Source organism: Geomicrobium halophilum (genome assembly GCF_014207655.1).
Taxonomy (GTDB): domain Bacteria; phylum Bacillota; class Bacilli; order Bacillales; family Marinococcaceae; genus Geomicrobium; species Geomicrobium halophilum.
In genome coordinates this window covers 210,273-232,404 of sequence record NZ_JACHHJ010000005.1, presented here as the reverse complement: position 1 = coordinate 232,404, position 22,132 = coordinate 210,273, and the positions used below count along the sequence as shown (strand labels likewise).

Sequence of the window (22,132 nt, the reverse complement as noted above, 5' to 3'; positions counted from 1 at the left end):
TATTGTAAAATGATTAAGGTATAGTCTAAAGGAAATACATAATGTTGTGCCCATTATCATCCTTAAATCGTTAATCTTCAAATTAAAAGAAGGTGTAAAATTCAATGAAATTAGTAGCCATCGATATGGACGGAACACTATTACATTCAGAGAAATATGTGAGCGACTATACAGCGGAAGTCGTTCAGCGTATGAAACACGAAGGGCACTCTTTTGTCATTGCTACCGGACGATCATTAGATGACGCAAAAGAAATTGTCACGAAAGCAGACATTCCTGCTGAGGCTTATGTATGTGCAAACGGAGCGGTTATTGCCGAGGGTAACGGTAAGATTTTAAAAGAAGAACATCTCCACATAAATACCGCTACAAACATCGCTTCTTGGTTAAACGAACGACATTTTTATTTTCATTTGGCAACTTCAAATGGCATTTACGCAACGGATGATGCCTACCAGTTCTTTTTAAATGATTTACACGAATATGTCCGCACTCAGCCAAATAGTGAAGTTCTAAAAGAAGGTATCCGTGACCAGGCTGATCAACACCTTAAGGATATAGGGCTTCAAATGCTTCCTGCTCCTGAGGATATTCCCAGCCATCGTTTTACAGCCTATAAGTTTCTCGTCCTTTCTTTATTTCCTGAACGATTGCAAATGATTCGGGATGCCTGGGAAAACGATGGCGAAATTAACATTACTTCCTCGGGAAGGGACAATCTCGAAATTATGCCTGCAGAAGTGGGGAAAGGAAGCGGATTACAATATATCGCAGAACACCTTGGAATTGCTTTAGAGAATACGGTCGCAATTGGAGACAATTATAACGATTTGTCGATGTTCAAAACTGCAGGCCTTAGTATTGCAATGGGGAACGCAGAGACAGAGGTTAAAAAAATCACACACACAACAACGGACGATAATGACAATGACGGTGTAGCCACAGCCATCGAAAAACATATTTTAAAAAGAAATACACTGATTTAGATAAAACGTATCCATTTCTTAGCTCTTTAAAGGAGGAGCCAACATGATCCAGCATTTAAAAGAACTTTATCCTGATCATATTGTGCACCATCCCTCACAGGTATCCTCCCCTGAAAAGTATGTATGGTTTTACACGAACCGCTATGACATCATCGGGCTTCCTAATGATTATTTAGGTCAAAGAGAACGTGGATTGCTGAACACATTTCTCAAACGTGTGCCCATTGCAGAAATTGATTACAACAACAAGGAAAAGCAATGGGCAGCTTATTTAAATGATCACGCAGACGGGAGTTTCCCTCCTGATACAGATGCTCCTTATCGTTTTCATCATTTTTCCCTCAGTCATGCACCGGACGAGCCTTTAGCGTTTACCGAGGCATTCCGTAATGCCTTTCCTTTAGAAGGCCATATCATTTGGAATACAGATACTGAAGGCGTAATCATTTCCAGGAGCGTCGATCATGATCCAGAAACGAATCTCCTCTCCTTTCTTCGTGCATTGGAAGGAGATTTCCTCATTGATATTTGTATGTATCAAGCAAGCCAGCACCAAGATCTTCACCTTGCTAAAAAAAATCATCAGCGGGAATACGAACGTTTTCAAACGTTTAAACAATTGTTTCCTGGCCGTATTCTTTTCACTTCATCTGAAGAAGCCCTCATAGACCTTTTCAAAGAAAGCGAGCATATACATTTAGGCTATTGGCAACGAAGGTTATTGAATGATACGGATAAGGAGTTGCTCGAGACGGTCCACGTCTATTTGCAATCGCAGCTCAACCTTAGTAAAGCAGCCAAACGGTTGCATATTCACCGTAATACATTGCAATACCGCCTCGACAAATTTCAGGAAATCAACGGTCCGCTGTTAAATCATTTCACTACCATGGTAAGTACCTATATTGCCTTATGGTTAACCGGAGAGTTTTCCCCTTTCGTGCATAGTGACGAAAACCACTCGTGAAGTTTAGGCATTTTACGAATAGTTTTTATGATTGAAAGCGTTTACGATGAGGCTATGAGAACCACTAGCAATTCGAAAAAGAGGGGGAACTGGAATGGCAGAAATAAAACTCGATCACATCTATAAACGATTTGATGGAAATGTAACCGCTGTAACTGATTTTAATTTGAATATTTCTGACGAGGAATTTATCGTTTTTGTCGGACCTTCCGGGTGCGGAAAATCGACGACACTCCGTATGATTGCAGGCCTTGAAGAAATTACGGAGGGCTCGTTATATATTGATGAAAATTACGTCAATGATGTATCTCCGAAAGACCGGGATATTGCAATGGTTTTTCAAAATTACGCGCTATACCCACACATGAATGTATTTGATAACATGGCGTTCGGTTTAAAGTTACGGAAGTTCAAAAAAGCAGAGATCAAGGAACGTGTCGAGAATGCCAGTCGTATTCTCGGATTGGACGATTATTTGAACCGTAAACCTAAAGCGCTATCAGGGGGACAGCGTCAACGTGTAGCCCTTGGTCGTGCCATTGTGCGTAACCCGAAAGTGTTCTTGATGGATGAGCCGTTGTCAAACCTGGATGCGAAACTGCGGGTACAGATGCGTTCTGAAATTATTAAACTACATCAGCGCTTAAAAACAACGACCATCTATGTCACTCACGATCAGACAGAAGCAATGACAATGGCTTCCCGCATCGTTGTTATGAAAGATGGCTTCATCCAGCAAATCGGGGCTCCAAGGCAAGTCTACCTTTACCCGGAAAATATGTTTGTCGGTGGATTTATCGGCTCACCTTCGATGAACTTCTTGCAAGGTCATTTGCGTGAGGGCCGCTTCTGGTTTAATGATCATATTTCTTTGAAACTACCTGAAAACAGGCGTAACGAACTGAAAAAATATGAAGGAAAAGACATCACTTTAGGTATTCGCCCTGAAGATTTGCACGAGGAAAAAGCTTTGCTAGATACCTTACAAGAATCGAAAGCACAAGTTACCATTGATATCGCTGAATTAACGGGTTCAGAAACCGTTCTTTACACGAAAATCGGAGATCAGGAAATTACTGCGATCGTTAATCCACAGAGCAATATCGATCAAGGCGATCAGCTCGAACTTGGTTTTGACATGAACAAGGTTCATTTCTTTGATCCTGAAACTGAGCAACGCATCAAACCACCGCATGAAACCCAGGAACTTCCAGAAGAAAAGGAAAGCGCAGCTGCCGCAGAATCATAAAACTAATAAATGAGAAGGAGAATCTCATTATGACAGATGAAAGGGATTTATGGAATCAGGTCATTTTTGTTCGGAAAGCCACACTGTTTGAAGTCAAGGAGCTAACAGAAGCAGACGCTGATCGCATTCCGAATGGCTATAACAATTCCATTCGCTGGAACTTGGGACACATCGGAACCATCCAAGCCATGCTAGTAAATGGGTATAGTTCTCACAGAGTAGAGCTCCCCGCTCGCTACGAAAAATTCTTCGCCCGTGGTACAAGCCCGGCAGATTGGGAGGAAGCACCTCCGACGCTGGATGAGATTCGCTTTTTTATGCGGAACCAAACCGATCAGCTGCAAACCGTGTTAAGCTCTCACTTGGATGAGCCGTTGAAAGAGCCATTTCCCATTGGGAAAGCCCAAATCGAAACGGTTGGCGAATTACTTCGTTTTTCTCTCTACCATGAAGGGTTACACACAGGGGTCTTTAAAGGAATAAAGAAGACGATCCATTCGAGCGAAAAATAAAAATCAAAGGCGATCCTTTTAAATACGTGCTCAAAAAAGAGGACAAAAAGGTCTGAGCAGTCGAAGAGCGCGGAAGCAACACGACCAAGAGATACGAACGCTATGTTTCCCAGACTTTTTGAAATAAAAACTCCGATGTGATAACAAACCATCACATCGGAGTTTTTTCACGGTTAGCGGTCGCTTATTCGGCGCTTCTCATCGCCTTTTCGGTGGGAGGACCCCATATTTCATCGCAATACTCTTTTATTCAGCTAAGGCAATGGGGAATTCAGCGCCTAGCACGATTATTCGGCGTAATGGCCAAAATATTTGGCGAAAGTACATTCATTCGGCGCTCCTTACATCAACAAAAGTGCATAGTTGCAAATGAATAATAACGCAATCACATATTGGTAAGGATGCACATCTGCACGCCTGCCTGTCACCCATTTCATGAGTGGATAAAGGATGAATCCTGCAGCCAGTCCATCAATAATGGAATAGGTTAGTGGGATGAGAATAGCGGTGAGTCCCGCTGGAAACCATTCAGTGAAATCCCCTGGAATATCCCGTAATTTTTCCGCCATGGACATCCCTACAATAATTAAAATCGGTGCGATCGCAGCGTCAGGCACCCCCGAAATAAAAGGCATGACGATAAAACTGGATAAAAAAAGGAGTCCTGCTGTGACTGCTGTTAGCCCTGTTTTCCCGCCTTCAGCCATGCCTGCTGCACTTTCAACGACAAGGACGGTGGGCGAGGTTCCAAAAAAACCACTGATCCCAGCGTTAATCGCGCTGCCTTGGTAAACACGATTCACATCTTTTCCATGTGGAACTAAGCCGTGAACGAGACCGAGCGTATCAAAAAGGATCAGCAATGTAAGTGAAAAAACAGCCATCCAAAAAGGCACATGCCACAACCCGCTAAAATCTGCGGTCGTAAAGATCCCCATGTACCCTCCAAGATCTAACGGTTCGCTTTCAATGGCCCCACCACCTGATCCGGTTAAATAAATGATAGCTGTTGTGACCAGCAAGCCGATCACAAACGCCCCTTTCACCCGTTTTACATAAAGGATCAAAATCAACAATAGACCCAATAGCGTAAATGCCAGGGACGGAGACTCAAGGGGAGCAAGAGTGATTAATGTTTCCTCATCTGCAACGATCACTTCTCCCATTTGCAAACCGATCATGACGAGTAACAAACCGATACCAGCACTGATGCTAAATTTTAATGAATTCGGAACGGCACGGGATAAGGCAGCCGCCAAAGGTGTAAAGGTGGCAATCATAAGAAATACTCCGGAAACGATCACCACCGCAAGACCCATCTGCCAGCTTAAATCATAGCCTTGCACAAGTGTATACACAAAAAAAGCGTTGATCCCCATACCCGGAGCAAGCGCAAGCGGAACATTTGCCCATAAACCTAAAAGCAAGCTGCCAATCACGGTCACAAACACGGTCGCAATCATGGCATAATTAAAGGGAATACCGCCGTCTGCTAGAATCGTTGGATTAACGATAATGATATGAGCAGCCGCAAAAAAGATCGTGATTCCTGCCAAGACCTCTTGTTTGACTGTGGTGCCATGTTCTTGCAGTTGAAATATCCTTTCAAACATTTTTCCATTCCCCCATCTCACAGCAAAAAACTACGAGTTTCCCTATTTATGTGGGAGAACTCGTAGCTGGCCCCTTCCGGCAACATATAGGAAACCCTTAGGTTATGTGTTCGCTTCTCTCATTTGTTGACGAACGCGGCTGATTTCTTTCTCTAAATCCCGTAATTGACGTGTGGCTGGCCGTACGTTGCCGCCAACCGATTCGATTTTTTCGACGTCTCCCTGAACGCGAACGTAATCACTTTTCAACAGATTTAGCTTTTCTTCCAGTTCCTTTACTGTCATCGGTGAACCCTCGCTTCTGCTTTACCATAAACCTAACATTTCTTCACAATTTCGGCAAACATCCACCATTAAAACAACAACCGCCCCGAAATTGTTCATCCGAATGGCGGCTCCATCTGGATCAAAAGCATCTATCTTACTCCACGAATAAAGAAACTTTTTCAAAACCTGCATCCGTAATTCTCACGAGCCCTTGATCGGAGAGGCGGATATCAGGGATCACAACAAGAGCGAGGAGAGAAAGCGTCATAAATGCGTAGTTCATTGTACAGCCTGCATCCGCCAGCGCATCGCTCACTGCTCGGGAAGCATTGGCTACATGTTCAAACGGAGCGTCTGACATGAGCCCTGCTACCGGCAAAGGCAGGGAAGTCAAGCCAGCCTCGGACACAACGGCGATTCCTCCTTGCATGTCGATGACTTTATTGGCTGCCTTTGCCATTTTCTCGTCATCATTTCCGATCACCATGAGATTGTGACTATCATGGGCAACCGTTGAAGCAATGGCTGCAGGTGCTTGCAAACCGACACCATTCAGAATACCGAGCCCTTGATTTCCATTGACACCATGTCGTTCAATAACCGCCATTTTGCTGAAATCCCCTTCGAGCTTTAGCTCACCATTGTTGCAAGGGAGTGTAGTGTGACGCTCTTTCGTATCCACATGATTTTCACGGACTTGAATCGTACGGACCAGAGCTTCACCTTGGTCCGTAGGTGAAGCGATTCGGAAATCGGCTGCCACTACTTTTTTATCAATATGAACAGATTGAATCGCCTGCTTCGGCAATGGAAAATTGGGCAAATCAACGACCATTTCCCCATTTTCCGCTATGACTTGCCCGGCGGCGATCGTTGTGCCTATATTCATTTCTGCTAATCGCCCCTCTAATAAAAGGAGGTCCGCAAAACGGCCAGGGGCAATCATGCCAATATCATGGGAAATCCCGAAACGCTCTGCCGGATTGATGGTAGCCATCTGGATAGCGGTCACAGGAGGAACACCCTGTTCAATGGCATGCCGAACGACAAAGTCCATATGCCCTTCATCTACTAATGATTCAGGGCTGCGATCATCGGTGACTAAAATCATACGTCTCGTGTCGATTCCTTGCTCTGTATACGCCTTGATCGTTTCGACTACATCATGCCAAGCCGATCCTCGACGAAGCTTCGCATACATACCCATACGAATTTTTTCAATGACATCTTCAGCTGTTGTGATTTCATGATCTCCGCTAACCCCTGCGGCTGTGTATGCTGAAAGCCTTCGATCATCTTCCGGCGGCCATGTATAATGTCCATCTGCCGGCCTTCCCGCTCGCAACGTTTGCTCAATTTCTGAAAGCATTTTTTCGTCGCCATGAACGACGCCCGGAAAGTTCATCACTTCACCCAGTGCGATCATGTCAGGTCCCCACGTAAATGCTTCCTTAACATCTTCAGGACCAATGTCTGCACCATTCGTTTCTAACGTTTCATTTGTAGAGGGTACGCACGAAGCCACTTGCATGTACGCGGCCAACGGGGTTTGCCTGGCTTCTTCAAGCATGAGCTTCATGCCCTCCATGCCAAGAACATTCGCAATTTCATGGGGGTCAAAAAAACCAGCCGTCGTCCCTTTCGGCAAGACAGCCCTGGCAAATTGGGTAGGAGTAACCTGACTGCTTTCGATATGGCAATGGCCGTCCAAAAGACCCGGGGTCAAATAGCGGCCTTCAGCTTGAAGGACGGACGTTTGTTCACCGATAGTATGATCAGCATTTTTTCCCACATAGGCAATGCGGGAACCTTGCACTGCAACATCTGTATTGGGCAAAATCTCATTTGAAACCACATTAACGACCTTTGCGTTTTTGATCACCAGGGTTGCGGTTTGATCTCCACGCGCCGTTTTGTTTAAATCCCTAATGCAATCCGCCTGCTGGGGCCGTGGAAATGGATGTGTATGCATGGTTTTCGCTCCTTTTATACCTCTCGTTTATATACCTGTGGGAAGTATGGTTTGCCAAGTGCATGTCTATTGTTTCTTACCAACCATATGCTCCACCTCATCTATGGAAAAGGTCATCACCCATTCCTTGAGCGCTTTCTCATGGACCGTAAACGTATCTAAGCGGAGATAATGAGGGCGCAATTTTTCATAGAATGGCATGGAAGGGTTGTCGACCAAGGCAACGATGGCAAATGTCTTCCAACCCCTTTCACGAAAATTTTCGAGAATCTTTCGCAAAAATGCGCGGCCTATTCCTTGTTGTTGATAATCACCAAGTATGTAAATCGCATTTAATTCCCCATCCACGGGATCTTTTTCTTCTGCCTCATCGCAAATCGCAAAACCAACAATATCGGATTGGTCATTCACCGCAACAATTCCATAGTTGGATTCCGCTGGATAGTCTTCAAGTTTTTTCTCCCATTTTTTCTGACGTTCTTTTACGTCTAAACTGTCTAAGTAATCTTGTGGAACAACGCCGCGGTACGTGGTTTTCCAACTATTCACATGAACATAGGCAATACCGTAAGCGTCCCCCTTTTTCATTTCACGAATGGTAAAGGACATCTTCTCCATCCTTTCTTCCTCGTTTTGATTAAACCCATATTGCACGCGTGCCCATCCACCCCAATTGACGGTCCGAGAATCTCTAAAGCCGTTTGATAATATCATTGTATCTGAAATGAACGTACATTGCACCCTACCTATTGAAGGGATATGCGCGCCAAATTTAGATGTTTGCTAACCATTGGTCTACGTAATGATCAATGATCTGCTGGTGCTCTATATTATCTTTGAATGCAGGAAAAATATAACGTTGGTGTACGGTAAGATAAAATAAAGGGGCAAGCACATGTACAAGGTGAAATTCCTTTTGCAAGCGAGGATAAGTGTCGAACGCTCTCCAATTATCTAGGTATACACCGAGTAATTGGTTGCGAAAATCTTCTGAGAAAAGCTCCTTCACTTCATCCAAAAACACAATTACACTCAAAAACGGATGGGTGAGTGAACTGTCCGACCAATCATAGATGAGCGGCTGGCCATCTTGAACAATAATATTCCCACCGAAAAAATCACCATGATCTAAAGCAAGTGGGAGATTTGAGTGTTCTAACGCATGAACATGCGCCATCATCGAAGGTATACTCTCTTTTAAGGAAGTGTAGTGCTCTCTTGGAATACGAAAGTTAGTCACTAATTCATCTAAGGCTATTGGCAAATGGTTGGTTAGAACTTCCTTCATCGGTCTTACCGGGCAAGCCAATTTTTGAAGTTCCCGATTATCGTAGATAGACTGACGTTGAATGGTAACCATTTGCTGCAAAGCTCTTTTCCAATGAATCCTTTGATCAGACTCACCGAGAAGGCCCCCCTCTAATTCCCGCATCATATAACTATTTTTTTCGATATCTTGTACGATCACTTCTGGAACATAAGAGGGATAGAGTTCTGCAATGAAGTTCTGAACGCTTGGTTCATGTGAAAACACCTCAGGTACAGCTTTGAAGTAATAATTCTCTTGTTTCGTGTGAATCTTAAACAACGCTGACCGTTCCCAGCTTCTCACCTGTTCAAATGTAATGATCCGACTTGGGATTTGTTCCCTTACCCACATTTCCATTTCTTGACGCCACCCAGGCTGAAACCACGGAATTGCTCGATCACTGACCTTGGTCAACCATTCAGCGAATTCTTTTCGTTCCCCCGAATCAACAAGCTCCATGACTAGGGAAGCATCTACCCAGAATCGTCGATGATCATCATCCAGTGCCTCTACTTCATAGATTCGCAAATTGCCATCTTGAAGAAAGCATCGTAACACATTCACTTTTAAGTGGTATTTCGCCAGAAAAAAATCATAAATATGCGACGTAACAGCCACGTGAGTCGTCTCACAATGAACAGACGGCCATGCGTATCGTCCCTGGTTTTGATCTAATAGCAACCTATTTTGATCTTTTGATAAAACGATGAACTTTAATAACACTTCACTCGCCCCTGTCACCTTGCGATTATTCTTAAAATACGTATAATAAAGCATATATCTTCAAATCATTTTTCCACTAGAGGTGTCGAAAGACTGAGAGGGACGATTGTCCTAACTCTTGGAACCTGATCTGGTTCATACCAGTGTAGGGAAGTGGGAAGTACTGAGATTGCGAGTTCGGATCCCAGTACTATGAACCTGACTTCCCCCTCTGTGGACGACAGAAAGGGGAATTTTTATTATGAAAAAACGGACGTTAGTGATGGTGGAAGTAGCGTTGATGACGGCGCTTGCGTTGATATTGAGCTTCGTCAGCTTTCCAGGTCCATGGGCACAGGGGGGATCGGTTTCCTTAATGATGGTTCCGATTTTCATTATGGCCTTTCGACATGGCTGGCGCGTAGGCGTATTAACAGGACTCCTCGTCGGGATCGTGAACCTCATGTACAATGCCTATATTGTCCATCCGATCCAATTGCTATTGGATTATCCGCTTCCTTATGCAGCGCTCGGCCTGGCCGGTTTATTTGCTATTCGTAACCGTACCGGTAAGTTATCATTAGGTTGGGCACTTCTCGGCTTGCTGTTCGCGGCGTTTCTAAGATTTTTATCCCATGGAATTTCGGGTGTTATTTGGTTCGGGAGCCTTGCGCCTGACGGAATGAATGTGTATCTCTATTCATTCGTGTACAATGCTTCCTATTTACTTCCAGAAGTTCTCATCACACTTTCCGTCCTCTATATGATTTCAAGAGCACAACCAGAATTTTTCAATATGAAATCAAGAAATAGCGTTGTCACTTCTTAAATCTCTTTTTCTTTAGCCAATCTCTTCGTCACATTCAGTAAGAGATTGGCCCCTTTTTCAATATCTTCAGCACTCGTATACTCCGCCTCTTGATGACTTTTGCCCCCGACACTCGGCACGAAAATCATCCCGGTATCCGTTATCTGACTCATATGTTTGGCATCGTGGGAAGCACCGCTATAAAGCTGGTCAGCGTCATATTGCAAGGCGGAGGCTTCTTCTGCTATGACGTTTTTAACCTTTTCGGAAAAATGAACAGTATCCCCATGCCAATTTGTATCGAGCGTATACTCAACACCGTTTCTTTTTGACGTATCAGATAAAATCTTGCGGATCGCCATAATTACTCCTGTACGCATATGATCATCATGGTGACGCATATCAACGGAAAACGTAACTTCACTTGGGATCACATTGGGTACATTCGGATGCACGTGTTGCCTTCCAACAGTAATGTGCAAGTCTTCCACCGATTCTGCGTATCTGGATAGAGCGGTAATCATTGCTGAAGAAGCCACGAGAGCATCTTTGCGTCCCGACATCGGCGTGCTGCCGGCGTGATCCGCTTCCCCTTTCACGTGCACTTGAAGCCATGCCATACCTTGAATCCCTTGGACGACGCCAATGCATTTTTGCTTTTGTTCGAGGACCGGTCCTTGTTCAATATGTAATTCAACAAAAGCATGCGCCCCTGTTAAACGCTCGCTTTCTTTTCCTTGATAACCTGATTCCACGAGGGCTGTTTCAAAACGTGTCCCTTCCTGGTCTTCCGTATCATAGATATCTGTTTTAGATAATTCGCCAAGCGCTCCTCCCGACCCTTGCAAAGGCGGGGCAAATCGTGCACCTTCCTCGTTCGTAAAATTTACAATAACGATCGGTCGAGGCATCTTCACTCCTTCATCATTGAACGTACGAATCACTTCTAAGGCTGAAAGCACACCGACGACACCGTCATACTTCCCTCCATAAGGTTGCGTATCCAAATGCGAGCCAATCACCACAGGCGCAAGTTCAGGGTTCGTTCCTTCCCTTTTTCCGTACATATTGCCAAAATCATCGACCGTAACGTCTAGTCCGGCCGTTTCTAACCAGTGAACCAATTGTGTGCGCATCTCTACATCTTCATGAGTAAGAGCCAGCCGATGCAAATCGCCATTTGTTGTTGCACCAATCTTAGAACTTGTCTCAATCGTTTCCATCAACCGAGTCTGGTTAATCCTCATTTCCCCGTTCACTCCTTTATGCTTAGCACTATGCATCCCATTCATTTTCCTGCATCCATTTTACACGATGAGTAAGACTGCTGTAAGTATTAGCGATTATACTGTCTTTATCGACAGTTTTCGAAAGACCTGCTACGCTTTTTAGTATATACTAGAGATAAAGGTTGTGAAGCTATGACATTATCTTTTCATAAACAAAGACATCGCCATATGTACACAAATCGCGACATTGATCCTCGTTGGTATACGAAACTATCTTCATTTGTAACGCTTGAAAATAAGGAAATCGTCGATGTTGGATGCGGGGCCGGTCTTTACACGGCTCACCTGGCAGAAAAAGGGGCTAGCATAACAGGAGTGGATTTCTCAGAGCCCATGCTAGAAACAGCTCGCAAGAATGCTCCCCACCTTCGCTTTACTAAAGGGGATGCTTATGAACTTCCTTTCGAAGATCAAAGTATAGACGTTGTATTTGCCCGGGCAGTAACCCATCATCTCGATGACTTAGATCCTTTTCTCTTGGAAGCCAAACGTATATTGCGTGTGGGCGGCCATGTCGTGATCCAAAACCGGACCCCGGAAGATTGCCGTGTACAAGGCTCTCCCGGCCATGTCCGCGGGTACTTATTGGAACTTTTTCCTGAATTACAAGACTTGGAAAACAAACGCCGTGTGCCTAAGGAATCTTTGATCGATCAATTGCAGACCACAGGATTTCAATCTTGTTTTTCTAGGACATTATGGGAAATTCATCAAGTGTATCCGTCTGTGGCCGAGTGGGCAGATTCCATTTACAAACGTGAAGGCCGCTCGATTCTTCACGAGCTTAGCGAGGAGCAATTGGAGAAGTATGTCACTCATGTGAAAAAAGGAGTAACTACGGGGCAAACGATTATTGATCAAAATCGTTGGACGGTTTTCATTGGAAGTAAAGAGAATTGAACATAGGCAAATCTTTTCCCTAATCAAAGGAAAAAGCCTAGTTCCCTCCCTGGGAAGCATTAATCAGACTTCCCAGGTTATTTTTTTCACGGGATCTCTTCTATACAGACATCAAATATCAAATACGATTATAATGAAAAATTGTATGTTAGCATTTTCCACATTTGCGTGAGTGGATGGATCGCAATGTATAGAGGAGTTGAATCACAAACTTAATTCTGAAGAGTAGGATAGTTTTGCCGTCAATCACCTACACTGTTAGTAGTCTGGGAGTTTTTCTCGGACGTTTTGAACAATCTATTAGAGGTAGTCTTTCATATCAAGAGGTCCATCCAATTACATGAAAATGTAGCATGGTTGGGCCTCATTTAGTCGTTTTTAGCGGGTAGTCATGAGATACCCGGGCTTAGAATGATATCAAAGAAGACTTCGCAGACTTAAAGATCCATTTTCGGTGGTTCCTCTAACCAGCCATTATTGATCATGATCATAATACCCTCACGTGCGTATTCATATACATCTTTAGTCATGATGCCTGAGTTTATAGTCAAATCATTACGTAAGCTGAAAGAAGCGTTAAAGCTTTGGCTTCCAAGCGAAAAATTACAGAGAAGATATGTGGTAAACATCATGAGTTTTTGAGAAAAAGGTGCCGATGTTGAACTTGTTACGGTGCCTCCGGGTGTAGAAGGGGGATGAATATCATTTTGAAGAAGGATCTTCTCAGTCTCTTGAATGATTTCTTTCGAAAGTTCTTTTCCTTTCATAAAGTATTTTTGTAACTCTTCACTCTTGGCGCATTGAGAAAAACCTGCCATTAATTGCATACCGGAAACATTGGTCTCCATACCCTGGTAAAGATAACCAAACTCGATGGTATTTAGCGATCGCTTATGACCAATAAGATTCGAACCTTTCATATAATTTTTATCATTGATATAATCCACCGACTTCGGCATGTTTACATAGTTCGGGGTAGGAAGGATCCCTTCTTCCAGTAAATATTGAGTAAAATCATTATAATATTTCTGCGTGATTTGGGTAACCTCCTTATAAAACTTTACAACATCTTCACGATATGACATCGATAAATGAAGGGCATATAGACCCATGCTGATTTTTTTCAAGACCCGACTAAACATAATATCAAAACCGTTCTCAAATAATCTTGGCGCATCAAGATTTACGTCTTCATGCGTAAAACCGATCGGGGCTGCTGCTTCCTCATTCTGAATCATCGTTCTTAGTTCTCGGCTTTTGAGTGTAGGTCTTTCCATAGCCCTGACATTAAATTTTTTGCTTTTTTGTCCTCCGATGTCTCAATAAAGTGTTCGATTATCCGTAAAATTACGGTTTTCTGTTGGTATGTCATCCACAATGCACCGAGTTCCGTTGAATTCATTTTTGGTTTTTTGGACATGAGAACATTTCTCTCCTTTATTTCCTACTCATTTGCATCACAAAATAGTATTTAGTCTTTTTTCCGATTTATACGTTACCTTCCAAACAACAACGGTTTTTTTGACAAAAGAGCTTTTTCATTGTCCGATTTCTAAGCGAAAAATCCGACTCATTCACAGCACTTCCTTGACTAATCAATCATTTATGTTATTATAAAATGACCAATTTATTCATTTGGTCATTTTATTGAAAGAGAGACTTTTTATGATTACGAATAAACGTGTAACGATCTTAAACGCCGCGAAAAACGCGTTTTCCCTTTTTGGCTACAAAGGTACAACAGTAGCCCACGTCGCTAAACTCGCCCATGTCGGCAAAGGGACGATCTATACGGAGTTCAAAAACAAGGAGCAACTTTTCGAAGCGGTGATGGATGAAATCTTAAACGACTTGGACACCATTTTTCAGCGTGTCCTGCATCAAAACGAACGCTCGCTTTTAAAGGTGCACCGTGCATTGTATGAAACGTTGCAATATCGTAAAGAGCACCAATTGCTCATTCATTTGACCGAAGAAGTGAACATTCACGGCACACAGGAAGCAGTTTCTGCCATTCAAAAGGTCGAACAATTTATATTGGATTCATTAGAACGAGCAATCGCGCAAGGGGTCGAGCAAGGCCGGCTGCACGTGGTGAATACGGAAATTACAGCATTCACCATTTATAAACTTTATATTGCTTTTATCGTGGATTGGGAGGAGAAAAAACCGCCCCTATCGAAAGAGGAAATGTTTCAAGTGTTCGAGAATCATATCTTTTATGGTATCGCTGTTCGATCATCGTAGTAAGCGATACCGCTTTTTTTGTTATAAATTGACCAAAACGACAAAATAGTCATTTGGTCGAATATATCGAGATAGAAAAATTTGGAGGGTTACCATTGAAAGGTTTTATTGACGAATGGAAAGCGATTATAGCAGATAAAAAAATGCTGATATCCATTTTGGGGATCATGATCATCCCTGTGTTATATGGCGGGCTTCTACTTTGGGCCTTTTGGGATCCTTATGGTCAAGTTGAAGAACTTCCCGTAGCGATTGTAAATGAAGACGAAGGAGCCGAAATGGATGGAGAAGACATCCAGGCAGGTGATGAATTCGTAGAGGAACTTCTGGAAAGTCAGGATTTCAACTGGCATGTCGCTGATGTCGAAGAAGCCCAACGGGGGCTTGAAGACTTGGATTATTATTTTTATGCCCATATCCCAGCGACATTTTCTGAAGATGTGGCGTCATTGCAAGATGATAACCCCCACTCCGGCATGATCCATTATGATATTAATGAAGATTATAATTTTGCAGGTGCCCAGATGGGAAGTCAGGCCATATCGGAAATCGAAGAAGAACTCTCCCAGACGTTGACAGAAACGTATGTAGAAGTTGCCGATGATGCATACAGTGAATTGGTTGATGCGGTAACACAACTGCGGGATGGATCCGAAGAAGTGGCGGAAGGTGTCATTTCTGCTATTGAAAATATGGGTAGCTTAAACGAAGGCCTAAGAGACCTAGACGACGGAGCTTATGAGTTACAAGCAGGCGCAAGTGAAGCAGCCGAAGGGACAAATGAGTTACGGACAGAAGTAGAAGATTTTGTTGAACGCTATCAAAACAGTGACGAAATCAGCCAGCTAGAGACGACGATAGGCGAAATGCAGGAAGACGTTACAGCTGCCCGCACGTACCTGGAAAGCGAGGATGCCGTACAGCTGGAACAATCACTCACTTCTCTAAATGAGCACTGGTCAGAAGCCCGGACTTCCCTCCAATCAGCGGAAGAAAGTCTTTCTGCTTTGGAAGAGCGGCTTGAAGGTCATGAACAATATGTACAAGAAGCCCAAGATGTTCTTCATGACATTCGCGAGATCAACGATCAACTGAATCACTGGCAAAATAAAGCGGAAGAGCGTTCAAGTGACTTAGAAACATTTGTCGGGACTTGCTACGACTTTCAAGCATCAGTAGACGACGCTAACGAAGCTGAAGAGCAAACAGAGTCCCTGTCTTCGTATATTGCTGAAAATTATCCAGAAGATGAGGAACTCCAAAATTACGCTAATTCCTTGGAGGAAGCGATAGAGGGGGTTGGCTCACTGGACGCACAACCATGTCACCAACTCGATGAAATCGTCACTTCATTGGATCAGACCATTGACGACATGGACAATAGTACAACAGCAGTCTCTGAGCAAATTGAATCGATGGAGGAGGGTTTTACTCAAACAATAAATTCGATTTCGAGCAGCCAAGAGGAACTTTCAAATTGGATAACAGAAGTCCACGGGGATTTAGAAAATGCTCGAAATGCTGCCCCCGAAGGGATTGGTGAAGGGGAGATTGAGTTATTAGAAATATTCCCTCAAGCACGCACCACGTTGGCTGATCTCGATCAATCGTTGTCCCAAGCTGATGAGATATTAGCGACTGTAGACGAGCAAATCGTTGAAGTCGAAACAGCCGTGCAAGATCTCGATGAGGGCATACAAGAGCTTGACGAAGGAACGAGCGAATTATCCGCACAAATGGGGAACACCTTACAAGGCGGGATGGAGATTGAAGAAGGCCTCGCTGACCTCGACGACGGGGCTCTCGAGCTCGAAGAAAACTTGGAGACATTAGAGAATACATTACGAGAAAACCAGTTAAATGAAGATCAGCAGGCTCTTTTCAGTTCACCGGTGAAAACGAGTGCCGATCGTGATTTCAATGAGTATTCCTACGGGGAAGGCCTTTCTCCTTATTTCCTGTCCATGGCTTTATTCGTTGGAGGTTTGACACTTTCCATTATTTATCCGTTTTATCAACCATTGACAGAACACAAAACAGCTTGGCGATGGTTCTCTGGAAAAATAGGTGTTGTATGGTCTGTCGCTGTTGCACAATCGCTCGCACTTCTAGGGGTCGTTTTCTTCATGTTGGAATTAGAGCTGACAAACCCCGGCTGGTTCGCCTTTTTTATGTGGTTTGTCAGCCTATCCTTTTTAACATTGATTTTCATGCTCGTCAGCCTATTAGATAACCCGGGGCGTTTTATCGCGATTATCTTATTGATTGTCCAACTCGGCGGCAGCGGAGGTTCCTTTCCTGTAGAAGTTGTAGCCGGACCTTTTCAATATGTGCACCCCTGGCTGCCGATGACTTACTCCGTGTTAGGTTTACGGGCAACAACCTTTATGGATGAACCTTCTTCATTGCTGGAAACATGGCCTCTGTTGCTGATCTTGGTTCTAGCGTTTGTTGTGTCGATGCTATTTTTCTTCTTCAGGTTCAAAAAATCAGCAGCTGCTGAATAAATAACCGTAAAAAAGAGCTGTCCCCAAAAGGGCAGCTCCTTCAATCGGTGCTTATTTCCTCCTTTTCGGCAGCAGGGCACACTTTTTCGGCGAAATTACGCGAGAATTCAGCGCACGTAAACGATAATTCGACGCTACGGGTAAGGAATTCGGCGAAAAGCTTTCATCCCCCTTCTGCTCTTTATTGGTGGCTGATGTTCTTTACTCTCCCAACTTGACCGTCTGTAAGCCTAACTTTAATACCGTGAGGATGATGAGGGGTGTTTGTTAAAATATCCTCGACCCTTCCGGTTGTTCGTTTGCCTGTTTTTTGATCTTTTTTTAATACAATCTCGACGTCCATACCCGGCTGGATATTCGCACGTAATTGTCCATTTCTATCGCTCATAGTCTTTCATCTCCTTTAGGTTTGTGCATTTATGCTACCACTTGTTTCCTCCGCTCAGCGACAAGCACAGCCGAATAAAGAACGAGGGCAATTCCTATGACTTGCCAAAATAGAAGATGATCGCCTAAGAAAAGGACACCGGTAACAACAGCGACAATGGGTTCAACGGTCGCCAATATGGAAGCTTTACTCGCCTCGATGTGCTTTAAACCGGTCGTATAGAGGACGTAACCAAGCACCGTGGCCACAAGGGCAAGTAAAATCGCCGAAATCCAGACTTCCGGATAGATGAATGCATCGATATTTTCCCATAGATTACTTGTAAACAGCATGAAAATACTTGAATATAAAAACGTATACGTCGTGACCGTAAGCGCTGAATACCTATGTGTCACCGCCTTGCCGAAAATGCTATAAAGCGCGTAGCAAAAACCGGACAACACTCCCATAACGAGCACTTCCCAAGGCACTTGAGCTTCCCAATATGGAAACAAACCAACAACAAATGCACAACCAACAATCGCAAATAAAAGAGCGAGCATTTTACGTGGAGAAAAAGCTTCTTTAAAGAAAAGCCGTGACAACAAGGTAACGAACAATGGGCCGGTATACAATAAAGTAACTGCAAGAGATAAATTAGACCTTGCAAAAACTTCAAAGTAAAAAAAATTAAACAATGAAATACTTAAAATGCCGGCACCAGCAAAAAATATATGATCACGGGCATATGTGCGTAACTGCGGGCGGAAAAAAATCAGCATTAACAAAAGCAAAAATGTACAAGAAATCACCGCTCGAATCGCAACAACCTCCCAGGCTGTAAACCCTCTTTCGTACAAGGGTGTAATAAATAACCCAATGAGGCCCCAGCTAGCGGCACCGGCAACCGTACATAAATAAGCGTTTATTCTCGACATCCAGGCAACCCCTTCATCTCCATGCCAGGTAGCACATTCACCCTTTTAACGATAACATAACGACCGGGATAAGAGGGGAACTTTCCATTTCCTTTCTGAAACTAGGCGAAGGTGCAGCCACTGGCTCGACTGCACCTTCTGTATATTTTCTATTTGATCGATGATGTCAAAAAGTCCGGGAAAAATAGCATTCGTATCTCTTTGTCGTCTTACTTCTAAAGTTTCTCACGTATGAAATCCATACCCTGGTGTTTTTGCACAAAACCCCGAAATGGTACGATCAGGCTGTAAAGCTTGCCTAAATTGAGATACAGACATATCTTTCAAAATGTGTGGACTTTTTGAAAGGGGCGTTTTTGCTCTAACGTCTCCTTGACTTGCTCGGATGGTTTTGTCTTCCTTTTTGAACACGCACTTTAAGTGTTTTCATTGACAGCGAACTGCTCCTGGAGAAGTCCATACCTTATCCCAACATATCGAAACATGGAGCCACTAGAGATTTACAGCTTCTTTCAATCGTTTTCCTGGTTTGAAGGCTGGCGCATTGCTTGCTGCCACTTGGATTTCTTCTCCTGTTCGCGGATTTCGAACCTTTCTTGCTTCTCGCTTTCTCGTTTCAAATTGTCCAAAACCGATTAACTGAACACGGTCACCGCTTTGTAAGTTTTCGGTGATAGCATCAAAGGTTGCATTAACGGCAATTTCTGCCTGTTTCTTCGTCATTTCACTTTTGTCAGCAACTACTTGAATTAAATCTGATTTATTCATAGTCGATCTCCTCTCATTGTTTTAGTTAATCATAGTTTGGGAGATATTAAAAAAATTTATACCTGTTCGGCCCATTTTTTTATATCGCATGTAAGCATCGGCGATGCCGAAACCCTCATTTAACACCGCGCTTCCATGACACACGCCATCATTCCGAAAAAGACGATAAGCTACGCCTGTCTATTGGACTTGAACATCCCAAACCTGACTTAAAACAAAAGCTAGACAACATACACTATCTCTGTACCTCGTGAGCATTTATTTCAAGGTTTTAAAACCCCACCCTCAAACTTGCTGCTTATCCTTTGATACCCCCCGCCAAAAAACCGTCCATGCCCCTTCGAAACGATCCTGAAACTCTTCTTGACGATAAATAAAACTTTCCGTAAACAAACCATCCATCAAACAATAAAAACCTGCTTTGAACACGGAAAATGAATCATCGTTTAACACCCCTTCTGTCACCCCCTGCTCATAAAAATTCATCAATAACTGATCGATTTTTTCATCTCCTTTTTGCCCAAGTATCCGTAAATCTTCAGCAAGTGCTACAGGCGGGAATAACATTAGCCGTTTGTACATCATCCCCTCATGCTTTCGGAAAATAAAATTCGTACTATCGTTTAATACTAAATATATTCTTTCATCAATGGTCTTCTCCTGATGGACGCTCGAGCTAGTCGTCATTACTTCTATCAGTTCTTCCATGACCTTCTCAGCCACTGTAAAGAACAATTCATCTTTACTCGAAAAGTGATTATACAATGATGGTTTTTGTATCCCTACAGACCCGGCAACATGTGCAAGCGTAGTGCCGTCATATCCACGAATGGCAAATGATGAAAGTGCTGCTTGGATGATTTTGTCTCGCGTACGATCTGTCATCTATGACTTCCTCCTATCGTATAAAAATCAATTGCCTATCATATGATCGCATGGTATACTAACTAACGTTAGTTAGTTTTAATTCTTTCAACATCTTACCAGAAATCGAGGTGTTTGCAAATGAACATGAAATGGCTCCTTGTTATCATTGCCGCTACCTTTGAAGTGGGATGGGCAACAGGACTTAAATATGCAAATGATACGCTGTCGTGGACCTTAACGGCCATCGCTATTGTTGTCAGCTTTACACTTCTTATAAAAGCAGCGACTTCACTTCCTACCAGTACGGTTTATGCTGTTTTCGCCGGCTTGGGAACCGTTGGGACAGTGATCGTAGATATCGTCTTTTTTAATGCTCCTATTAATTTTTGGATGCTCGCATTTGTTGCACTTCTACTTGTGGGAGTCATTGGGTTGAAAATGGTAACAGGTGATACGTCAGAAAGGAGGGCTCGCTCATGAGTTGGTTGGTACTCATTATCGCAGGGCTCTTTGAAGTCGTTGGTGTAACCGGCATACAAAAGATCGCAAAAGGTAAAAAGAGAACGGGTTTTATCTTTCTTATCGGAGGATTCATTATCAGTTTTACTTTACTATCCATTGCCATGGAAGCCATTCCTCTTGGTGTCGCTTACGCTGTTTGGACAGGAATGGGAACCGTGGGAAGCGCGATCGTAGGCATGATTTTTTACAATGAATCGACCGATCGTTTGCGCCTAGTGTTCATGGGCATGGTGATAACCGCTGTCGTAGGATTGCGGCTTGTTTCCCCTTAATCAATGCCAGAAAAAATAAACGAGGGGTTGAACTCCAATACCATCCAAAAGTTCCGCATTCGTGAACGGTCTCTGAGCCTCTCACGGATGCTTTCATTTTTTCCTCTTTTTTCACAACCACAACCTTGCTAGTCATATGAACCTCCATACAGGTTTTCACATAACTTATAGTAGCCGTATGAAGGGGAGGGTGAGTAGTTGCCTAATCTTAAATCAAAAAGGGAAATCGAAGCGATGCGCAAACCAAATGAACTTGTTGCTCAAATGCATACAGCCATTCGTCCCATAATGAAAGCTGGTACGTCGCCGATGGAAATCAATGATTTCGTAGAGGCATTCGCGGAAAGAAACGGGGCATCTTGTGCACAAATTGGTTATAAAGGGTATCCGTTTGCCACATGTATATCGGTAAATGACGTGATTGCCCACGGCTTTCCTACCCATACCCCTTTGAAGACTGGGGATGTTGTCACCCTCGATACTGTATTTGATGTGGATGGTTGGAAAGGTGATTCTGCATGGACCTATATGATTGGAAACGTTTCTGAACGTACTCGTAAGCTTGTCGAGGTGACAAAAGAATGTTTGGATTTGTCAATACAACAAGCGGTCGTTGGAAATTACACCGGCGACCTCGGCCACGCGATTCAAACACACGCCGAAAAACAGGGATTTTCCGTGGTACGTGAACTTCTTGCCCACGGAATTGGTCGTAGTATCCACGAAGATCCAGTATTTCAACATGTTGGGCACCCGGGGAAGGGTATACTTCTAGAAGATGGAATGGTTCTTACCATAGAGCCCATGATCAATGAGGGAACACATCATATGTACGTTGAAAATGACGGCTGGACGGCTCGAACAAAGGATGGAAAGCGATCGGCACAATTTGAACATACCATTGCCATTACCACAGAGGGGCCAGAAATTTTAACCGCACAAGGAAATTGAAAGCGCCGATAAATGCCGTCATCTGCAAGACCATCCTCATATATTTCACTTCCAGCATGTTCAGCCAGAACGATGTAGAAAAACCGCTCAGCGTCAGCGGCTTTTCTACATCCATCCAT

The 22,132-nt window shown here is 43.5% G+C and carries 23 protein-coding genes and 1 riboswitch; of the genes, 11 read left to right on the top strand and 12 right to left on the bottom strand.

The annotated features are described in order from the left end of the window. Window positions 1-104 precede the first annotated feature (104 nt). The 4 genes from HNR44_RS15820 to HNR44_RS15805 all read left to right on the top strand — a co-directional run bounded on the left by HNR44_RS15820 (window position 105) and on the right by HNR44_RS15805 (window position 3,714). Entirely contained in the window at window positions 105-986 is an 882-nt protein-coding gene (locus tag HNR44_RS15820; RefSeq protein ID WP_184405309.1) for a Cof-type HAD-IIB family hydrolase, read from the top strand. A 43-nt stretch (window positions 987-1,029) separates the two neighbouring features. Further along, window positions 1,030-1,953, top strand: a complete 924-nt coding sequence (locus HNR44_RS15815; RefSeq protein ID WP_184405308.1) for a helix-turn-helix domain-containing protein — start codon at window positions 1,030-1,032, stop codon at window positions 1,951-1,953. A 94-nt stretch (window positions 1,954-2,047) separates the two neighbouring features. Next, window positions 2,048-3,202: an ABC transporter ATP-binding protein gene (locus HNR44_RS15810; RefSeq protein ID WP_184405307.1), complete on the top strand. Its 1,155-nt coding sequence runs from the start codon at window positions 2,048-2,050 to the stop codon at window positions 3,200-3,202. A 29-nt stretch (window positions 3,203-3,231) separates the two neighbouring features. Then, window positions 3,232-3,714 (top strand): DinB family protein, encoded by a 483-nt coding sequence (locus HNR44_RS15805; RefSeq protein WP_184405306.1) that lies wholly within the window; start codon window positions 3,232-3,234, stop codon window positions 3,712-3,714. Window positions 3,715-4,055: 341 nt separating this feature from the next. Here the strand turns inward: HNR44_RS15805 and HNR44_RS15800 are convergent, their stop codons facing one another. From HNR44_RS15800 to HNR44_RS17730, 5 genes are all read right to left on the bottom strand, one after another. After that, a complete protein-coding gene (locus tag HNR44_RS15800; protein ID WP_184405305.1) occupies window positions 4,056-5,327 on the bottom strand; it encodes an NCS2 family permease in 1,272 nt (423 codons plus the stop codon). A 102-nt stretch (window positions 5,328-5,429) separates the two neighbouring features. Further along, a complete protein-coding gene (locus HNR44_RS15795; protein WP_184405303.1) occupies window positions 5,430-5,612 on the bottom strand; it encodes an SE1832 family protein in 183 nt (60 codons plus the stop codon). 136 nt (window positions 5,613-5,748) lie between these two features. Beyond that, window positions 5,749-7,566, bottom strand: coding sequence for an adenine deaminase (gene ade / locus HNR44_RS15790; RefSeq protein ID WP_184405302.1), 1,818 nt, complete (start codon window positions 7,564-7,566; stop codon window positions 5,749-5,751). A 66-nt stretch (window positions 7,567-7,632) separates the two neighbouring features. Continuing rightward, window positions 7,633-8,220 carry a GNAT family N-acetyltransferase gene (locus HNR44_RS15785; RefSeq protein ID WP_184405301.1) on the bottom strand — a complete coding sequence of 196 codons (588 nt, stop codon included), beginning with the start codon at window positions 8,218-8,220 and terminating at the stop codon, window positions 7,633-7,635. 118 nt (window positions 8,221-8,338) lie between these two features. Beyond that, complete coding sequence (locus HNR44_RS17730; protein WP_184405300.1) at window positions 8,339-9,598, bottom strand: phosphotransferase; 1,260 nt, start codon at window positions 9,596-9,598, stop codon at window positions 8,339-8,341. Between the two features lie 68 nt (window positions 9,599-9,666). Further along, a riboswitch (TPP riboswitch) is annotated at window positions 9,667-9,767 on the top strand. Window positions 9,768-9,839: 72 nt separating this feature from the next. Here HNR44_RS17730 and thiT point away from each other — a divergent pair. Next, complete coding sequence (gene thiT / locus HNR44_RS15775; protein ID WP_221434329.1) at window positions 9,840-10,406, top strand: energy-coupled thiamine transporter ThiT; 567 nt, start codon at window positions 9,840-9,842, stop codon at window positions 10,404-10,406. Here the strand turns inward: thiT and HNR44_RS15770 are convergent. Further along, on the bottom strand, window positions 10,403-11,632 hold the full coding sequence (locus HNR44_RS15770; RefSeq protein ID WP_246407558.1) for a Zn-dependent hydrolase: 1,230 nt from the start codon (window positions 11,630-11,632) through the stop codon (window positions 10,403-10,405). The genes thiT and HNR44_RS15770 overlap by 4 nt on opposite strands. Before the next feature lie 174 nt (window positions 11,633-11,806). On the opposite strand from HNR44_RS15770, the gene HNR44_RS15765 reads away from it, so the two are divergent. Further along, the gene (locus tag HNR44_RS15765) at window positions 11,807-12,574 is read left to right on the top strand and encodes a class I SAM-dependent methyltransferase (RefSeq protein WP_184405299.1); all 768 of its coding nucleotides are present in this window, start codon (window positions 11,807-11,809) and stop codon (window positions 12,572-12,574) included. A gap of 437 nt (window positions 12,575-13,011) precedes the next feature. On the opposite strand, the gene HNR44_RS17875 is transcribed toward HNR44_RS15765, so the two are convergent. Further along, complete coding sequence (locus tag HNR44_RS17875) at window positions 13,012-13,812, bottom strand: DUF3231 family protein (protein WP_281381438.1); 801 nt, start codon at window positions 13,810-13,812, stop codon at window positions 13,012-13,014. 5 nt (window positions 13,813-13,817) lie between these two features. Next, entirely contained in the window at window positions 13,818-13,946 is a 129-nt protein-coding gene (locus HNR44_RS17870; protein WP_281381440.1) for a hypothetical protein, read from the bottom strand. 293 nt (window positions 13,947-14,239) lie between these two features. Here HNR44_RS17870 and HNR44_RS15755 point away from each other — a divergent pair, with 293 nt between their 5' ends. Together HNR44_RS15755 and HNR44_RS15750 are read left to right on the top strand one after the other, a co-directional pair. Next, window positions 14,240-14,821, top strand: coding sequence for a TetR/AcrR family transcriptional regulator (locus tag HNR44_RS15755; RefSeq protein ID WP_184405298.1), 582 nt, complete (start codon window positions 14,240-14,242; stop codon window positions 14,819-14,821). Between the two features lie 95 nt (window positions 14,822-14,916). Continuing rightward, window positions 14,917-17,328 carry a YhgE/Pip domain-containing protein gene (locus tag HNR44_RS15750; RefSeq protein ID WP_184405297.1) on the top strand — a complete coding sequence of 804 codons (2,412 nt, stop codon included), beginning with the start codon at window positions 14,917-14,919 and terminating at the stop codon, window positions 17,326-17,328. A 181-nt stretch (window positions 17,329-17,509) separates the two neighbouring features. On the opposite strand, the gene HNR44_RS15745 is transcribed toward HNR44_RS15750, so the two are convergent. The 4 genes from HNR44_RS15745 to HNR44_RS15730 form a co-directional block, all read right to left on the bottom strand. Continuing rightward, a complete protein-coding gene (locus HNR44_RS15745) occupies window positions 17,510-17,716 on the bottom strand; it encodes a YwbE family protein (RefSeq protein WP_184405296.1) in 207 nt (68 codons plus the stop codon). 29 nt (window positions 17,717-17,745) lie between these two features. After that, window positions 17,746-18,633 carry a DMT family transporter gene (locus tag HNR44_RS15740; RefSeq protein WP_184405295.1) on the bottom strand — a complete coding sequence of 296 codons (888 nt, stop codon included), beginning with the start codon at window positions 18,631-18,633 and terminating at the stop codon, window positions 17,746-17,748. Window positions 18,634-19,125: 492 nt separating this feature from the next. Then, window positions 19,126-19,401: an HU family DNA-binding protein gene (locus HNR44_RS15735; RefSeq protein ID WP_184405294.1), complete on the bottom strand. Its 276-nt coding sequence runs from the start codon at window positions 19,399-19,401 to the stop codon at window positions 19,126-19,128. A 285-nt stretch (window positions 19,402-19,686) separates the two neighbouring features. Next, on the bottom strand, window positions 19,687-20,286 hold the full coding sequence (locus HNR44_RS15730; RefSeq protein ID WP_184405293.1) for a TetR/AcrR family transcriptional regulator: 600 nt from the start codon (window positions 20,284-20,286) through the stop codon (window positions 19,687-19,689). Between the two features lie 126 nt (window positions 20,287-20,412). Here HNR44_RS15730 and HNR44_RS15725 point away from each other — a divergent pair, with 126 nt between their 5' ends. The 3 genes from HNR44_RS15725 to map all read left to right on the top strand — a co-directional run bounded on the left by HNR44_RS15725 (window position 20,413) and on the right by map (window position 22,013). Next, on the top strand, window positions 20,413-20,748 hold the full coding sequence (locus HNR44_RS15725; protein ID WP_184405361.1) for a DMT family transporter: 336 nt from the start codon (window positions 20,413-20,415) through the stop codon (window positions 20,746-20,748). Then, window positions 20,745-21,062, top strand: coding sequence for a DMT family transporter (locus HNR44_RS15720; protein ID WP_184405292.1), 318 nt, complete (start codon window positions 20,745-20,747; stop codon window positions 21,060-21,062). Before HNR44_RS15725 ends, HNR44_RS15720 begins: the two co-directional genes overlap by 4 nt. A gap of 198 nt (window positions 21,063-21,260) precedes the next feature. Further along, window positions 21,261-22,013: a type I methionyl aminopeptidase gene (gene map / locus HNR44_RS15715; protein ID WP_184405291.1), complete on the top strand. Its 753-nt coding sequence runs from the start codon at window positions 21,261-21,263 to the stop codon at window positions 22,011-22,013. Window positions 22,014-22,132: the final 119 nt, after the last annotated feature.

Bases quoted from the DNA above. Each gene is read 5' to 3' on its own strand.
- HNR44_RS15820 (WP_184405309.1), top strand. From the start codon at position 105: ATGAAATTAGTAGCCATCGATATGGACGGAACACTATTACATTCAGAG.
- HNR44_RS15815 (WP_184405308.1), top strand. From the start codon at position 1,030: ATGATCCAGCATTTAAAAGAACTTTATCCTGATCATATTGTGCACCAT.
- HNR44_RS15810 (WP_184405307.1), top strand. From the start codon at position 2,048: ATGGCAGAAATAAAACTCGATCACATCTATAAACGATTTGATGGAAAT.
- HNR44_RS15805 (WP_184405306.1), top strand. From the start codon at position 3,232: ATGACAGATGAAAGGGATTTATGGAATCAGGTCATTTTTGTTCGGAAA.
- HNR44_RS15800 (WP_184405305.1), bottom strand. From the start codon at position 5,327: ATGTTTGAAAGGATATTTCAACTGCAAGAACATGGCACCACAGTCAAA.
- HNR44_RS15795 (WP_184405303.1), bottom strand. From the start codon at position 5,612: ATGACAGTAAAGGAACTGGAAGAAAAGCTAAATCTGTTGAAAAGTGAT.
- ade (WP_184405302.1), bottom strand. From the start codon at position 7,566: ATGCATACACATCCATTTCCACGGCCCCAGCAGGCGGATTGCATTAGG.
- thiT (WP_221434329.1), top strand. From the start codon at position 9,840: ATGAAAAAACGGACGTTAGTGATGGTGGAAGTAGCGTTGATGACGGCG.
- HNR44_RS15770 (WP_246407558.1), bottom strand. From the start codon at position 11,632: ATGAGGATTAACCAGACTCGGTTGATGGAAACGATTGAGACAAGTTCT.
- HNR44_RS15765 (WP_184405299.1), top strand. From the start codon at position 11,807: ATGACATTATCTTTTCATAAACAAAGACATCGCCATATGTACACAAAT.
- HNR44_RS17875 (WP_281381438.1), bottom strand. From the start codon at position 13,812: ATGATTCAGAATGAGGAAGCAGCAGCCCCGATCGGTTTTACGCATGAA.
- HNR44_RS17870 (WP_281381440.1), bottom strand. From the start codon at position 13,946: ATGACATACCAACAGAAAACCGTAATTTTACGGATAATCGAACACTTT.
- HNR44_RS15755 (WP_184405298.1), top strand. From the start codon at position 14,240: ATGATTACGAATAAACGTGTAACGATCTTAAACGCCGCGAAAAACGCG.
- HNR44_RS15745 (WP_184405296.1), bottom strand. From the start codon at position 17,716: ATGAGCGATAGAAATGGACAATTACGTGCGAATATCCAGCCGGGTATG.
- HNR44_RS15740 (WP_184405295.1), bottom strand. From the start codon at position 18,633: ATGTCGAGAATAAACGCTTATTTATGTACGGTTGCCGGTGCCGCTAGC.
- HNR44_RS15735 (WP_184405294.1), bottom strand. From the start codon at position 19,401: ATGAATAAATCAGATTTAATTCAAGTAGTTGCTGACAAAAGTGAAATG.
- HNR44_RS15730 (WP_184405293.1), bottom strand. From the start codon at position 20,286: ATGACAGATCGTACGCGAGACAAAATCATCCAAGCAGCACTTTCATCA.
- HNR44_RS15725 (WP_184405361.1), top strand. From the start codon at position 20,413: ATGAAATGGCTCCTTGTTATCATTGCCGCTACCTTTGAAGTGGGATGG.
- HNR44_RS15720 (WP_184405292.1), top strand. From the start codon at position 20,745: ATGAGTTGGTTGGTACTCATTATCGCAGGGCTCTTTGAAGTCGTTGGT.